At 66.8% G+C, this 14,932-nt stretch carries 10 protein-coding genes; 5 read left to right on the top strand and 5 right to left on the bottom strand.

Annotation, left to right across the window (positions count from 1 at the left end; translation table 11 throughout):
* Window positions 1-120: 120 nt before the first annotated feature.
* On the bottom strand, window positions 121-588 hold the full coding sequence (locus VFW45_10355; GenBank protein ID HEU5181187.1) for an MGMT family protein: 468 nt from the start codon (window positions 586-588) through the stop codon (window positions 121-123).
* Window positions 589-760: 172 nt separating this feature from the next.
* Between VFW45_10355 and VFW45_10350 the strand changes: the two genes are divergently transcribed.
* Window positions 761-2,476, top strand: a complete 1,716-nt coding sequence (locus VFW45_10350) for a response regulator (GenBank protein HEU5181186.1) — start codon at window positions 761-763, stop codon at window positions 2,474-2,476.
* A 21-nt stretch (window positions 2,477-2,497) separates the two neighbouring features.
* On the opposite strand, the gene trxA is transcribed toward VFW45_10350, so the two are convergent.
* Complete coding sequence (gene trxA / locus VFW45_10345) at window positions 2,498-2,833, bottom strand: thioredoxin (protein ID HEU5181185.1); 336 nt, start codon at window positions 2,831-2,833, stop codon at window positions 2,498-2,500.
* 118 nt (window positions 2,834-2,951) lie between these two features.
* Here trxA and rsmA point away from each other — a divergent pair, with 118 nt between their 5' ends.
* The 4 genes from rsmA to VFW45_10325 all read left to right on the top strand — a co-directional run bounded on the left by rsmA (window position 2,952) and on the right by VFW45_10325 (window position 10,412).
* Entirely contained in the window at window positions 2,952-3,824 is an 873-nt protein-coding gene (gene rsmA / locus VFW45_10340; protein HEU5181184.1) for a 16S rRNA (adenine(1518)-N(6)/adenine(1519)-N(6))-dimethyltransferase RsmA, read from the top strand.
* Between the two features lie 66 nt (window positions 3,825-3,890).
* Window positions 3,891-5,585: a ribonuclease J gene (locus VFW45_10335; GenBank protein HEU5181183.1), complete on the top strand. Its 1,695-nt coding sequence runs from the start codon at window positions 3,891-3,893 to the stop codon at window positions 5,583-5,585.
* Window positions 5,585-7,966 carry a DNA translocase FtsK 4TM domain-containing protein gene (locus VFW45_10330; protein ID HEU5181182.1) on the top strand — a complete coding sequence of 794 codons (2,382 nt, stop codon included), beginning with the start codon at window positions 5,585-5,587 and terminating at the stop codon, window positions 7,964-7,966. The genes VFW45_10335 and VFW45_10330 overlap by 1 nt, the downstream gene beginning before the upstream one ends.
* A 139-nt stretch (window positions 7,967-8,105) precedes the next feature.
* Window positions 8,106-10,412: a glycosyltransferase family 39 protein gene (locus VFW45_10325; protein HEU5181181.1), complete on the top strand. Its 2,307-nt coding sequence runs from the start codon at window positions 8,106-8,108 to the stop codon at window positions 10,410-10,412.
* A 15-nt stretch (window positions 10,413-10,427) separates the two neighbouring features.
* On the opposite strand, the gene rnc is transcribed toward VFW45_10325, so the two are convergent.
* The 3 genes from rnc to VFW45_10310 form a co-directional block, all read right to left on the bottom strand.
* Window positions 10,428-11,153, bottom strand: a complete 726-nt coding sequence (gene rnc, locus VFW45_10320) for a ribonuclease III (protein ID HEU5181180.1) — start codon at window positions 11,151-11,153, stop codon at window positions 10,428-10,430.
* Window positions 11,150-14,209, bottom strand: a complete 3,060-nt coding sequence (locus VFW45_10315) for a tetratricopeptide repeat protein (GenBank protein ID HEU5181179.1) — start codon at window positions 14,207-14,209, stop codon at window positions 11,150-11,152. Before VFW45_10315 ends, rnc begins: the two co-directional genes overlap by 4 nt.
* Before the next feature lie 342 nt (window positions 14,210-14,551).
* On the bottom strand, window positions 14,552-14,932 hold a 381-nt coding region (locus tag VFW45_10310), incomplete at its 5' end, for a hypothetical protein (protein ID HEU5181178.1).

Raw genomic sequence — 14,932 nt, 5'->3', positions numbered from 1 at the left:
CTCCGCCGCTTTTCCTGACTTTGGAACGGTGACGCTGGAACGATAGCCGGCCCCCCACGGGCCGGAAATGAGGCGATTGTCCTCCCCCCGCGGGGAGGAGGTCAAGGTTGTCGCGGCGGTTCAGCGACTCGGACGCCGCGGGCGCCCAGCCGGTTTTCGGGGGCGGAGCGTTTCAGGGCCGGTCGATTTCCCGGTGGCTCTCCCGGGGACGGGGTTCCACCGGTAGTCGGCCAGATCGAGCGTGCCGTTCTTGCGGAAAATCACCCCTTCCGCGGCCAGCAGAGCGCGCTGCAAGCCTGGCGGGAGATGCGACAGCCTCTCGGTCGAGCATCCGCCCGAGGCGTTGACGACCCGGTGCCAGGGGACGCCGCGCGGGCAGCCGTGCATCGCCCAGCCGACGGCGCGCGGCGAAAGGCGGCTGCCGAGCAGGGTGGCAATCTGGCCGTAGGTCATGACCCGCCCGCGCGGAATCCTGCGGGCCGCGGCATAGACCGCTTCCCAGGCGCTCGGGCGAGGTCCTTCGATTTCCCCGTGCAGGCGGATCGTTCCGGCAAGGGCCCGCTTCCGGTCGGCTGTTCTGCGCAGCACGGCAATCCTCCCCAAGGCGAGGCATTGCATTGTATCCGCGCCGGCGGCTGCATCGCTGGGAAATTCGCTCCGAGTGCAACTTTCCAAGGAATCATTGACAGCGCTCCGGCCCCGCCTCATAATCCCCGCCGTCGAGTTCGGCTCTCTTCGCTTTCCTTGACGCGAGACCTCGATGCCGCGCACCGTGCTGCTGGTGGACGACGCCGCTTTCGTCCGGTCGATGCTGCGGGAAATCCTGGAGCGCAGCGGCGCCTACCGGATCGTGGCGGAAGCTTCCGATGGCGTCGCCGCCCTGACGCTTGCCCCCGAGCTGCACCCCGATCTGATCATCTCCGACCTCATCATGCCTGGCCTGGATGGCGTCGAGCTGGCGCGCGCCATCGCCGGCGGCGAGCCGCCCTGCCGGATCGTCCTCGCCGCCTCGGCCGATCAGGAAGGAGGCGTCCTGAACGGGCTGGAGGCGGGCGCGGCCGATTTCATCATGAAGCCCTTCGCCTCCGAGGATCTCCTCCGGACCCTGGCTCTCCCGCCGCCGCTGCCGGCCGCCGACGAGGCGGCCCCTCTCCACTCGCTTTACGTCAGGCTGTCCATCGATCCGGAAGCTCCTCTGCCGCGGGCGCGCCGCCGCGCGCTCTTCGGACATCTGAAGCTTCTCGACCCGGCGGCGGTCCACCTCGAGGAGGAGGCGCCTCTGCTCGCGCCTTCCCTGATTCTGGAAGCGCTGCTGGCGACCCGCCTCGAGGAAGAATCGGTGCGCGGCTGGCTGGGGCGCTTGTGGGGCGTGGCCGAGGTGGAGATCCGGAGCGCCCCGTCGGTCGAGGACGAGCCGGAGCGCTTCGCCCTGCCGGGGGCGCCGCGCCTGGCCGGATCGCTGCGCATCAAAGCCCATCTGCTGGATCGCCTGCTCGATCACCTGGACCAGATGGCCGCCGACCGCCAGGAGATTGCCCGGCACTGCCTCGCGGCGGCGGGGGGCGAAGCTCCACTCCCCGTGGAAGCGACGCTGCGCCGCTTCGAGCGCGGCATCGCGCGGATGCGCTCCGAGATCCTCGCGGCCCGTCTCGTCTCCTTCGATCGAATTGCCTCCCGCCTGGGCCGCGCCGTACAGGAGTCGGGGCGGCGGGCAGGGCGCAGCGCATCCCTGAAGCTTCTGGGTGGAGAGACGCGGCTGGACCTCGCCGTGCTGGAGGAGATTGCGGCTTTGATGGAATGGTGGCTGCCGCGTGTGGTCCTTTCCGAGGTGGGACGCGCCGACATCCTCCGGCAGCTGGGCCGCAGCGAGGCTCAGGAGCTCTACCTCGCGGTGTCGCGCAGCGGAGCTCGACTGGTCCTGCAGCTCCATCTGCCGGCATCACCGGAATCCTCCGAAGAAGGCGATCTGGACGCCGTCCTGCTGGAGCGGCTGGCGCGTATGGGAGGGACGGCTTCGGCGGTGGCGGGCGAAACCGAGCGCAAGATCGAGATCCTACTGCCGGCGGGCGTCAGCCTCGTGCGCTCCTATCTGTGCCAGGCGGGACGGCAGCTCTTCGCCATTCCGGTGGCGAGCGTGGAGCGCGCCGTGGATCTTCCCGCTTCCGGAATCCGGGTGAGTGAAGGGCGTACTTTCTGGCAGGAGGATGGGGGCGAAAGAGTCCCTCTGGTCCGGTTTCCGAGGATTCCCTGGACGCTCGCCGACGGTCCGGCGCGCAGCGGCTTCCCGGGACTCGTCTATCGGGTGGGACCGCAGCGCTACGCGCTGGCGATGGACGCCCTGCTCGGAGAGACCGACGTGGTGGTGCGGCCCTTGAAGGATTCGGGAAACGGAGGACAGATGGCCGGCATGGCGCTCATGGCCGACGGCGGCATCGCGATGGTGCCGGATCTTCCGAGTCTGGCCCGCGTGCGCTGAAGCCGCCGCACAAGCTCCGCTTCAGGCGTTATGGCGCTCGATCAGCTTCGCCAGGTTGTCCTCGGAAGTCGTCCCCACGATCTGCTCCACCAGGTTGCCGTCCTTGAACAGGAGCAGGGTCGGAATGCTCATGACGCCGTAACGGGCGGCAAGGGTCTGGTTCTGATCCACGTCGACCTTGCCGACCCGGGCCTTTCCTTTGAAACGGACCGCCAGCTTGTCGACGATCGGGCCCATGAGGCGGCAGGGACCGCACCATTCCGCCCAGAAATCGACCAGAAGAGTACCGCTCCCCTTGCGGCCCAGCTCCTCGTCGAAGTTCTTTCCATCCAATACCAGAACATCCTGAATCGCCATGCGCTCTCCCAGAAAAGGACGCGAGCTTATATCATACCCTGCAAGACAGCGGCAAACCCGCGACCGACGCGCGTAAGAGCACAGCGCGGGCCCGGAGAACCTTTGAGATGCAGGACCGATGCATAAGGATTCGTGGCATGGCGCCCCCGCGGCGCGGCGCCGGAAGCTGGGGCAGCATTTCCTGACGAGCCCGGGGGCCATCCTCCGGGTGATCGAGGGGATCGGCCCCGTCCGGGATGAGGCAATCTTGGAAATCGGTCCCGGGCGTGGTGCTTTGACCTTTCCGCTGCTGGCGGCCGGGAGCCGCGTTCTGGCGCTGGAGCTCGACGCGAGCCTGGCGCGGCGGCTGCGCCAACAGGGTGCCGCCCACTCCGGGCTGCAGGTGGCGGACGGAGATGTCCTGAAGGCCGATTTCGACACGCTTCTGGCGGGATGGCTTCCTGCCGGCACCGGCGTGCGGGTGGTCGGAAATCTTCCCTACTCGGTGGCCTCGCCGGCGATCCTCCGGCTGCTTGCCCGCCCGGATCTCTTCCGCGACTGGACCTTGATGGTGCAGCGGGAGGTCGCCGATCGAATCCTTGCCTCTCCTGGAAGCCGATTGTTCGGGGTCATGACCCTGCTGTGCGCCTCTCGGGCGGTGCCGCGGCGCCTGATGGATCTCCCGCCCGGAAGCTTCTCCCCTCCGCCGCGCGTCCATTCCACGCTCCTGCACTTCGCGCCGCGATCCGGGATGTTCTGCTCGACGGAGCATGCCGAATCCTTCGAGCGCGTGGTCAAGGCCGCCTTCTCGGCGCGCCGCAAGATGCTGCGCAACACCCTGGCGGGCGGCCTGCGCTGGACGGTCGAGCGGGCGCAGGCGGCGCTGGCGGAGGCCGGGATCCCGTCGGAAGAGCGCCCGGAGAAGATCCCTCTCGACGCCTACCTGGACCTGTCCCGCCGGCTGGCAGGCGCCGCCGAAAAGGGAGCCTCGGGAAAGCCCGGCCACCTTTGATATAATCCGCCGCGCCCGCCGGGCGATTTCTCCCCGGTCATCCTTGACGGCTCCTCTATCGGCCGGATGAACTCCACGGAAAACAACAGTCGTACACGCAACCGAAGCTCGCACCTTGAGATCTCCTTCCTGGGAGGATGCGGGGAGTTCGGTCTCAACTGCACCCTGTTCCGCTGCGGCGAGGAGAGCCTCATCGTCGACGCCGGGCTGATGTTCCCGGAAGACGAGTTCCTCGGGGTCGACTTCGTCATTCCCGACATCCAGTACCTGGTCGAATCGAAGATCAAGGTGCGCGGCATCGTCCTGACGCACGGCCACGAGGACCACATCGGTGCGGTCCCCTATCTCTACGAGGCGCTGAAGGCGCCGCTGTACGGAACGGATTTCACGCTGGGGCTGGTGCAGGCGAAGCTGGCCGAGCACCAGCTCGACGCGCGCGCCGACATGCGCCCCGTGAAGGCGCGCGAGGTGGCGCAGATCGGGCCGTTCCAGGTGGAATTCCTGCAGGTGACGCACAGCATTCCCGCGTCGCTGGCCCTGGCGCTGCGCACCCCGGTGGGCGTGGTGATCCATACGGCCGACTTCAAGATCGATCAGTCCCCCGTGGACGGATGCCTGTTCGATTTCCCGCGTCTGGGGCAGTTCGGCGACGAAGGGGTGCTGGCGCTTCTGGGAGATTCCACCAATGCCGAGCGCGAGGGATTCACCCCCTCGGAGCGGCGTGTCGGCGAGGCGCTGGAGCCGATCCTGCGCCGGGCGGAGCACCGCGTCCTGGTCACCACCTTCGCCAGCCACATCCATCGCATCCAGCAGATCCTCGACATCGCAGCCGCCAACAAGAAGCGCGTCTGCCTGGTCGGCCGCAGCCTCCTGCAGAACACCAAGGTCGCGGAGCGCCTCGGCTATCTCAACGTTCCCGCGGGGATCCTGGTCGAGCCGAAGTCGGTGGCCCGCATCTCTCCCGAGCGGCTGATCCTGATCGTCACGGGAAGCCAGGGAGAGCCGATGTCGGCCTTGTCGCGCATCGCGCTGGACGAGCACAAGGAGGTGAAGATCGGTCCCGGCGACCAGGTGATCTTCTCGGCACGCGCCATTCCCGGCAACGAGAAAGGGATCTCGCGGGTCGTCAACCATCTGCTCAAGCGCGGCGCCGAGGTGCTGCTGGAGGAATCGGCTCCCGGGATACATGTCTCCGGCCACGGCAGCCAGGAAGAGCTGAAGATCATGCTCAACCTCACCCGCCCCAAGTTCTTCATCCCGATCCATGGCGAGTACCGCCAGCTGCACCGGCATGCGCGGCTGGCCGAGGAATCGGGCATACCGCCGGAGAGGATCCTGCTGGTGGAGAACGGCGACCGGCTGCAGCTCAAGCCCGACGCGGTGAGCCGCGGCGAGAAGATTCCCACCGGCCGCGTCTTCATCGACACCACGCTCGAAGAGGTCGAGGAGGTTCTGATCCGCGACCGCCGGCACCTTTCGGAGGACGGTATCGTCACCGCCGTCGTCCTGATCAACAAGGCCACCGGCGAGGTCGAGACGGCCCCGGAAATCGTCAGCCGCGGCTTCGTCCTGGAGGAGGAAGAGAATCAGCTTCTGGAGCGGGCGTCCGACGTCGTGCGCAGCACCATTGCCGCCTCGACCATGGAAGAGCGCGGCGACACGCACGTGATCCATGCGAAAATCCAGGCCGATTTGAAGCGCTTCTTCCGCAAGGAGACGGGCCGGCGCCCCATGATCATCCCGATGGTGATCGAGATCTGATGGCCAAGACCCGCAAGCTGAAGAAGAAAGAGTCGCGCCGCAAGCCGCGCATCGACTGGGTGGCGGTGTTCGCCAGCCGCCTGTTCACCGAGGCCTGGGGAATCATTCTGCTGGTCGGCTCGGCGCTGCTCCTGCTGAGCCTCCTGAGCCATACGCCGTCCGACGGCACCTTCTTCGGACCGGGACACGACCAGCGCCCCACCCGCAACCTGGTGGGGAGCTTCGGCGCCAATCTCTCCGAGGGGGCGCTGCAGTTCCTCGGCTTTTGCGCCTACCTGCTGCCGCTCCTGCTCGGCTGGTCGGGATGGAAGAAGTTCTGGAACCGTCCGGGGGATCACCGTCCGTTCCGCGTCGCCGGCACCTTCCTGGTGGTCCTCTCTTCCGCTTCCCTGTTCGCCCTGCTGCTCGGGGAGCGGCGGATCGGCGGATCGCCCTACAACGCCGGTGGCTGGCTCGGGGACCTGTTGTCCACGTATCTCAAGCTCAACCTGGGGACCGCGGGAACGGCGCTTTTCTGCCTGATGTTCATCGGGGTCGGCATCCTGATGGCGACGCGCATGTCGCTGGCCGGCCTGATCGCGCGGGTGAAGAAGCTCACGCACGAGACCAGCAGCCGGTTCCTGGTGGCCTACGTGCGCCAGCGGGAGGCGAAGCGCCGCGAGGCGCTGCGCACGGCGATGATTCAGAAGCACGCGCGCATGAACAAGGAGGAGCCGGCGCGCAAGACGGCTCCGGCCGCCGAGGTGAAGTCCGGGGATGGGTCGCCCGAGCCCCGGCCGGCTTCCGCGCCGCCGGCCCTCGAGACGAAGAAGACGGAGCCGAAGCCCGAGACCAGGAAGCCCTCCGCCCAGCCCTCGTTTCCGTTCGTGGGTGACCTCGCCGGCTACGTTCCCCCTCCCCTGTCGCTGCTGACCGAGGCGAAGGAGGAGCAGGGGGTCGACGACAAGGAGCTGATGGAGACGGCGAAGCTGATCGCCTCCAAGTTCCGCGAGTTCCAGGTCGAAGGACAGGTGGTGCAGATCCATCCGGGACCGGTCGTTACCACCTTCGAGTTCAAGCCCGACGCGGGAGTCAAGTACAGCAAGATCACGTCGCTGTCGGACGACCTCTGCCTCGCCATCCAGGCCGAATCGGCCCGCATCGACCGGATCTCAGGGAAGTCGACCGTCGGCATCGAGGTCCCCAACAAGCACCGCGAGGTGATCGCGCTGCGCGAGCTGCTCGGCTCCGAGAAGTACACCGGCTCGGGGGGCAAGCTGACCCTGGCCCTCGGCAAGAAGATCCATGGCGAGCCGTTCATCACCGATCTGGCGAAGATGCCGCACCTGCTGATTGCCGGCGCCACCGGCGCGGGGAAGAGCGTCGGGCTGAACGCCATGATTACCAGCATTCTCTACAAAGCGGGCCCCGAGGAGGTGAAGTTCATCTTCATCGACACCAAGCGGCTCGAGCTCGGGATCTACGATCAGATCCCCCATCTGCTGACGCCGGTGGTGACCGAGCCGAAGCAGGCGTCCAACGCGTTGAAATGGGCGACCCTGGAGATGGAGCGGCGCTACCGCTCGCTGGCGGAGTGCGGCGTGCGCAACATCGACCAGTTCAACTCGCTGCTGGGGATGGCACGCAAGGAGGGGAAGCCGCTGACCCACTCGGTGGCCAACGCCGACGGCACCTCGCGCACCGAGGAGGTCAAGCCGCTGCCGTTCATCGTCGTGGTGATCGACGAGCTGGCCGACCTGATGATGACCGCGGCGGCCGACGTGGAAGAGTCGATTACCCGGCTCGCCCAGATGGCTCGCGCGGTGGGTATCCATTTGATCCTCTCGACCCAGCGCCCCTCAGTGGACATCATCACCGGCGTCATCAAGGCGAACTTCCCCTCGCGCATCGCCTTCCGGGTCTCCTCGAAGGTCGACTCGCGCACCATTCTGGACTCCAACGGCGCCGAGCAGCTGCTGGGCAACGGCGACATGCTCTTCCTGCCGCCCGGCTCGTCGCGCCTGATCCGCCTGCACTCTCCTCTCCTGACCGAGATGGAGTCGAACCGGGTCATCGCCTACCTGCGCAAGCAGGGAAAGCCCGAGTTCAACCCGGCGGTCACCAAGGGGGCGGAGAGCAAGAAGGATGGGCTGGACGACGAGGTGGACGAGATGTACGAGCAGGCTTCCCGGCTGGTGGTGCAGACCGGCCAGGCTTCGATTTCCCACCTGCAGCGGCGCTTGAAGCTGGGCTACGCGCGCGCCGCGCGGATCGTCGACATGATGGAGCGCGACGGCATCGTCGGACCCGGCGAAGGTGCCAAGCCGCGCGAGATCCTGGTCAAGGCCGACTACTTCGAAGAGCTGGACCGCCACCGCGCGGCCGTCGACCCCGACGCCTGAACCCCGACCCAATACCAGCATGAGGCTGCCGTCCACACGGCCGTGGCGTGCCCTCCCGGCTGCCGGAGCCAAGCCATGCGGCATTGCTGAAAGGATTGAAACGAAACGTTATAATGTCCGCTCCCAAGGAGGAGGTCGATTGAGCGAGCAGGAGCTTCTGGCGCCGCCCCCGGTCGAGGAGTCGGCGACGCCCCCACCGTCCGTCTCCGCCGAGCCTCCGCGGCGATCGTTCCGGCAGTGGCTGGATCAGAACCCCCGGGCCTGGATCGGCATCATCGCGGGAGTCGGATTCATCCTCCGTGCCGCTTATCTCTGGAGGCTGTCGCGCTCGTCGTTCTACCTTCCCGATCGGCTCGATCCACTCTTCTATTTCAACTGGGCGCGCGAGATCGCGGCGGGACACTGGATTGGCGACAAGATCTTCGTCCAGAGCCCGCTGTACGCCTATCTGGTCGCGGTCTTCCTGAAAGTCCTCGGCGAAAGGCACATCTTCCCCATCCTGCAGATTTTTCAGATTCTGATGGGAGTGGGGACCTGCCTGCTGGTGGTGCGCATCGCCGAGCGGCTGTTCAGCCGGCGCGAGGCTTTCCTCGCGGGCCTCCTGACCGCCGTGTACGGCCCATTCCTGTTCTACGAGGGGATGGTCATGAAGACCTTCCTCTCGACCTTCCTGACGGTTTACCTGGTCGATCTCCTCCTGCGCTCCGAAGGGACGCAACGCAAGCTCCTGGTCGCGGCAGGCTTCGTCTTTGCGCTGACTTCCCTGGTGCGCGACAACTTCGTTCTGCTGTTTCCGCTTCTCATCGCCGGCTTCTTCCTGGCATTTCCGGGGCTGCGCCTGGGAGACCGGCTGAAAGCCTGCCTGCTGTTCACCCTGGGCGGCGCCCTGGGAATCCTGCCGGTGACGGCGCGAAACTACGCCGTGGGCAAGGAATTCGCGCTGTTGACCACGGGCGGCGGCGAGGTCTTCTACATCGGCAACAATGCCGACGCCAACGGGCGGTATCTGCCGCCACCGTTCGTGCACGCCACCCCGGAAAAGGAGCACGACGATTTCATCGACAAGGCCAGCGAGCTGTCGGGCCGCAAGCTGACGCCGGGCGAATCGTCGAGCTTCTGGCTGAAGCAGGGTCTGCAATGGATCGGCGCGAACCCCGGGGCCTGGATGAAGCTCGAGCTGCGCAAGCTGATGGTCTTCTGGAATGCCTACGAGCTGCCCGACAACTACAACTACTACGAGGTGCGCCAGGTCCTTCTGTCGCCCCTGGGGCTGCTCGGGATGCTTCTCTTCATCCCCCTGCGCTTCATGACCTTCAACCTGGTCGCGCCGCTCGGACTGGCGGGAATCCTCCTCAGCCTGCCGCAAGGGCGACGGCTCGTCTGGATCTACCTGATCCTCTTCGGCTACATGGGAACGGTCCTCCTGTTCTTCAACTTCTCGCGTTTCCGCGTGCCGATCGTGCCGTTCCTCTGCCTGTTCGCCGGCCTGACGCTGGCGGCGCTGGCAGACGAGATCCGCAAGTGGTCCGGCTACTTCTCGGACCGGCCGAAAGCCGAAGAGGAGCCGGCGGCCGTGATCCCTCCGCCCTGGGCCGACTATTCCCGCCGCCCGATCTTCCTGGCGTCGGGAGCCGTCCTCGTGCTGTCCTGGGTGGCGGTGAACTTCGTCGCGCAGGGCGGCCGCGGAGTTTTTCCCACCGTGCAGAGCAAGCTCAGCCTGGGTGACGCCTATCGCACGCAGGGCGATTTCCTTCGCGCCGAGAAGGAGTACCTCGTCGCCTTGCAGATTCTGGGAGACGAGCCGATGGACCAGGCCACGGCGGCGGAGCTTGGAGTGGACCCGGCCCGCATGCGGCAGGAGGTCGAGAGCGAGCGGATCGCCCAGGGAGTGAACTTCGCCGCGGTACGGGCAGGTCTGCACTTCGGGCTGGGCGCCTCCTGGGTGGATCAGGGCAAGAAGCTGGCCCCCGCGGACCGCGGCAAGGCAGAAGAGCTGCAGCGGCGCGGGATCAAGCAGATGGAAGAGGCGGCCAAGCTGGTCCCCTTCCCTCCCTACATGCGGCGGCTGGGGAGCGCCTACGCCGATCTGGGGCAGAGCGAGGATGCGGAGAAAGCCTATCGCGGAGGATTGCTGATCGCGGCGGAGGATTTCGGCCTGCACTACGACCTGGCCGGGCTGCTCTACGATCAGGGACGCTTCCCGGAAGCGCTGTCCGAGCTGCGCTCCACCCGGACGGCCGGCAAGCGCATGATTCCGGCAGAGGAGTCGGACTATCACTTCGGCGTGGGGCTGGTGATGCTGGACGGCTACCATGAGGAAGGAAAGGCGCTGTATCACTTCCAGAAGGCGATCGAGGCTTTGCCTTCCCACCGCGAAGCCAAGCGGATTCGCGAGCTGATTCAGGAGCTTTCCGGGCGAGGCATCGCGCCGGTCGAGGACGAGTAGGCGTTCTCCGTCGCTTCAGCCTTCGGCCTGCGTCTCCCGCACCGCCTGCAGAACCTTGCGCGCCGCCGCCTGCTCGGCGGCCTTGCGGGTACGCCCCCGGCCGCGAGCCACCAGCTTCCCCTCGATCACCAGCCCGATCAGGAAATTGCGGCGGTGCGCCGGACCGCTCTCCTTGAGGATCTGGTAGCGCGGCGTCTCGCGCGCCCGCGCCTGCAGCAGCTCCTGCAGCGCCGTCTTGGCGTCGCGCTCCTGCGACAGCCCGGTCCGCGTCAGCCCCTTGATGTCCGAGGCGAACAGCCGTTCCACCACCGACCGTGCCGCCTCGACTCCACCGTCGAGGTAGACCGCCGCCAGCACCGCCTCGAAGGCATCCGAAAGAAGCGACCCTTTGGTACGCGCCCCCACGCGCTCGGCCGTCTTGCCGAGCAGGAGGTGCGTCCCGAGGTCGAGGCGGCGCGCCTTGAGCGCCAGCGTATCGGCATTCACCAGCGAAGCCTTGAAGCGCGACAGGTCACCTTCGTCGCGATCCGGGAAGACCTCGAACAGCTTCTCGGAGATCAGGAACCCGAGGAGGGAGTCGCCCAGGAACTCCAGCGGCTCGTTGTCGTCGCCCCCCATGATGATCTCGTGGGCATAGGAGGAATGCGAAAGTGCCCGGCGCAGGAATTCCGCGCTCTTGAAGCGGTGTCCCAGCTTCTGCTCGAGCTCGGCGATCGATTCCTTGGGGCGGCGGGCTTTCACGGCTTCTTGAGGTAATCGACGATCGCGTCGCGCTGCGCGTTGGCGGCTTTCTTCAGGCGGGATTTCAGGGTCTCCCCCGCCTGGCGCTGCTGCTCGGAGAGATCGGGAAGGTTCAGCCCCTTGTAGACCTCGGCCAGCGCCAGATGGACGTCCGCCTCCACCGGGGTGAGCCGATCCTGGGCGTAGCCCCACTCGAGGTAGCGCCGCAGCAGCTCGGCCGAGCCGGTCAGGTTCCCCTTTTCCTTCTGGATCATCCCGAGGTAGTAGAGCGACATGGGGACCTCGCTCTCGCCCGCCGTGGCCAGCGCCTGCACGAGGTCGGATTCCGCCTCGCGGTATTTCTTGAGCTGAAAGCGGGCACGGCCGCGCGCGAACAGGGCGGATGCGTCCTTGGGATGGGCGGCCAGGTCCTGCGTGAGGTAGCTCTCCGCCTCCGCGAAGTTCCTGCGATCGGCATTGAACGCGGCGAGGCTCTGCAAGGTCGCGCCGTGCGCCGGATCGGCTTGCAGGGCCTTGTGCCACTCCTCCACCGCCATGATCTGCTCCTGCCGCAGGTAGCAGGCGTCTCCCAGGATCTGGTGTCCGTCTGCGGCATCGCCTCGGGCCACCAGCGCCTCGCCCAGATCGGCGGCGCGTACCGCATCGTGCGCCACCAGCGCCAGGCGCGCCGTCTTCACCAGGGTCTCGTTCCCCGCCGCCCCCTGCGCGAGCCCTTCGATCCGATCGGCCAGTCCGAGCGAAGTCTTGTCCATCGCCTCGAGAATGTCGCTCGGGTTGGGATTCCCGCCGGCGCGGAAGGCGCTCCAGGCCAGCGGCGGTCCCTGGTCGGTCAGGATGCGTCCCTCGCGGGCGAACAGCTCGGCTCCCTTCCCGGAGAGGCGGTAGCGAATCAGGATCGAGTCGGGGTCGGCGACGCCGACGCGCGCCAGGTCGGAGCGGATCTTCTCGTCCGACAGGATCCGGGACATGACTCCGAGGTCGAAGCGGATCGGCTCGTTGGAGGCCAGCAGAAGCGCCTCTTCATAGTAGGTCTGCATGACCACCACGTCCTTGAAGACCGACGAGAGCGTCTTCACGAGCGAAGCCACCTCGGCGCGACCGAGCCCTTGCAGCGGCACGGCCTGCGCCATCAGGCCTCCCTGCCGCAGGCGCGACGCGGCCAATTGATAAAACTCGCGGGTCACGAGGAAACGGGCGTTGGCGGCTTCAGGGGCGCCGGGGCGCACCACGATGGCGTCGTAGGCCGAAGGACCGGCAGCTAGAAGCGCCTGGCGCGGGTCCTGGAGCAGAAGCTTCAGGCGGGAATCGGAGCGCGGCGTGCGATTGGCCGGCTCGAATTGATGGGACGCATCCATCACCGCCGGCTCCATCTCGGCGACATCCAGCTGACGCAGAGAATGGAGCAGCAGGCAGCCCGCCGGGATGCCGGTGCCATAGCCGGCCAGGAAGACCCGCTCGGGCGACGGATGGAGGAGCAGCGGAATCTCCGCCGCGAGGATCTGCGGGATCAGGTCGTAATAGGTCGTCCCCGCCACGGTGCCATCGAGAGTGACGGCCAGGATCGAGTCTTTGTCGGCCTGCACGCTCTCCACGGCCACCGTCGATTCGGCCCCTTCCCTGAAGAAGGGCATGTCGGCGAGCAGGCGCTTGTCGCGGTACCCACCGGGAGTCGAGTACTTCTTCTGAATCTCCGGAGCGTAGCGGTAGACCGCCGTGCTGAGGAGCTTGGGATTGGCGGCCGGGAGCCGCCAGGCGATCAGCAAGGTCCCGCCGAAGCAGGTCAGGATGCCGGCGATGCGGCCCCACCGGAAGCCGGCCGTGGCACGGGCGAACTCCAGCGCCGCAAAGCCGAGGAAGAATCCCGACAGCGAGCACAGGAAGCGCTCGTAGCCGATGCGAGGAAGCCCCCAGAAAACGGCCACCGCGGCGCCGAGGAGGCCTCCTCCGGCCAGGGCCGCGACCCATTGGGATGCCGAGGGGCTGTCGCCCTCCGAGGGCGCGGTTTCCGAGACACTCCGGCAGATGAGCATCGGCAGGAGGGCCCCCATCGCCAGCGCGGCCGGTCCGACGAGCAGCGCCCCGATCCCCCAGGTTTTCAGCGCGAAAGAAGCAGATTCCAGCGGGGCGCTCCGCACTACACTCAAATAGAGCAGCGGCAGGCGGTCGAGCCAGGCCAAAGGCAGTGCCACTCCGATGCCGGAAAGCAAGGCGAGGAGCGGGATGCGAAAAGGCGAAGGAGACGCCCCGGGCCAGAGCGACAGCGCGATGCTGCCGGCTGCGGCACACGAGAGGAAAAGGGCCAGCACCCGGAACGGCAGCTCGGGGAAAGGGCCGTGAATCTGGGACAGGAAACGCTCCCAGGAGAGCAGACAGGCGAGCGCCAGTGTCCCCGTGAGAATGAGGCCCGGATCTCGCGCCTGGCCACCTCCCGCGGTCAGGGCGGCGGTCCCGAATGCGGACTTGGGACTCAGGAGGCCGAGCAGCCCGGCGACCAGCAGAAAACCCCCACCCGAAAGCGCCAGGCCAAGGTCTCCGGCCCTCGGCAGGATCTGCATCCCGCCCAGGACCGCCCCGAAGGCGGCCCCGACGAGCAGCGCGGCACACCGCAGGGCGGCATGACGCCAGGAGCGCTGCGGCGAGAGGGCTGCGAGGCCGAGGCTGACTCCCAGGCTGGCCCCGGGAAGGATCAGCGCCGGCAGCGAGAACAGAGTCCTGAACAGATAGCCGATCGCAGGCTCGCCGGCCCGTGCGGCCAGGGCGATGAGAGGCTTCAGGAGCGGGACCAGCCAGGGGGCCGCAAGCAGGAAAAGGCCCGTTGCCAGGAGCGGGATAACCGGACGGCCGCTGAAAAGCCGGCTTCCGAGCCAGACCGAAAGGAGGAAGCCGCTGAGGATGGCGCATCGACCGAGGATGGTGGTGCCTGCCAGGGGTGCCAGCAGCCCGAGGAGAGCCAGAAGCGTCAGGCTTGCCCCCGCTCCCAGCGGGAGCAAGGTGAGCGATTCGATCCAGGGGATGCCTGCGGCTTCGGGCCGCTCCGATGTTGCTTGCGTCGACAAGGCGCGCGGTTCCTCCAGATCCTTTGGCTGATCAGGGGTTTGAAAAGCGAAACATTATAACAGGGCTGTAAGAGGAAATGCGCCTGCGTTTCCCTCTCCGCGTCAGGAGCCGGCGGGTCGAAGCGCTCCTTGCTGCCGCCGAGCTTCAACAGCTCGATACACCAGCCCACCTGCTCCGGGGCCGGTGCTTCGGTCTTGCTCGGACTCTATCAATCAGTTGATGATCGGCCCCGTCGACCCGCAAGTGTCGGCGCTCTTGGAGCACTGCACGGCCCGGGCCTCAACCCGCTGTCGACGAGGGGCTTCTCGTAAGCCTTCTTCATGATGAATTCCCTCTCTGTTTCAGAAGCTGGCGGGTCCGAAGCGCACGCGCGTCCCGTCCAGCTTCACCAAGTCGATGAAAATCAGGGCCGAGCCTTTCAGCCGGTTGCGATCCACGCTGAACGAGTAAGAGGCTCCGCCTCCCGACGTCCCTTCCTGGGCCGGAATCAAGGAGCGATTCAGGACCATCCCTCCTCCTCCCCCTTTCTTGCTGCCGATCACGTCGAACCCTTGCGTGGAGAACTCCCTTTCGGTCTCCCACTCGACGACGATCATGCTCCCGGAGCGTGTGGCCACGATGGAGATCACCTGATCCCTAGGCGCGGTATCCGAAACGAGCGGGATCGGCGTGGGATTCACCGAGACCATCGGAGCGAGGACCGTTTCCCCGAAGATCGTGTT

Source organism: Candidatus Polarisedimenticolia bacterium, from assembly GCA_035764505.1.
Taxonomy (GTDB): domain Bacteria; phylum Acidobacteriota; class Polarisedimenticolia; order Gp22-AA2; family AA152; genus AA152.
This window is presented reverse-complemented; position numbering and strand designations above follow the sequence as displayed.

Excerpts from the sequence above, each read along its gene's own strand:
- VFW45_10350 (HEU5181186.1), top strand. The coding sequence starts at position 761 with ATGCCGCGCACCGTGCTGCTGGTGGACGACGCCGCTTTCGTCCGGTCG.
- trxA (HEU5181185.1), bottom strand. The coding sequence starts at position 2,833 with ATGGCGATTCAGGATGTTCTGGTATTGGATGGAAAGAACTTCGACGAG.
- VFW45_10330 (HEU5181182.1), top strand. The coding sequence starts at position 5,585 with ATGGCCAAGACCCGCAAGCTGAAGAAGAAAGAGTCGCGCCGCAAGCCG.
- rsmA (HEU5181184.1), top strand. The coding sequence starts at position 2,952 with ATGCATAAGGATTCGTGGCATGGCGCCCCCGCGGCGCGGCGCCGGAAG.
- VFW45_10335 (HEU5181183.1), top strand. The coding sequence starts at position 3,891 with ATGAACTCCACGGAAAACAACAGTCGTACACGCAACCGAAGCTCGCAC.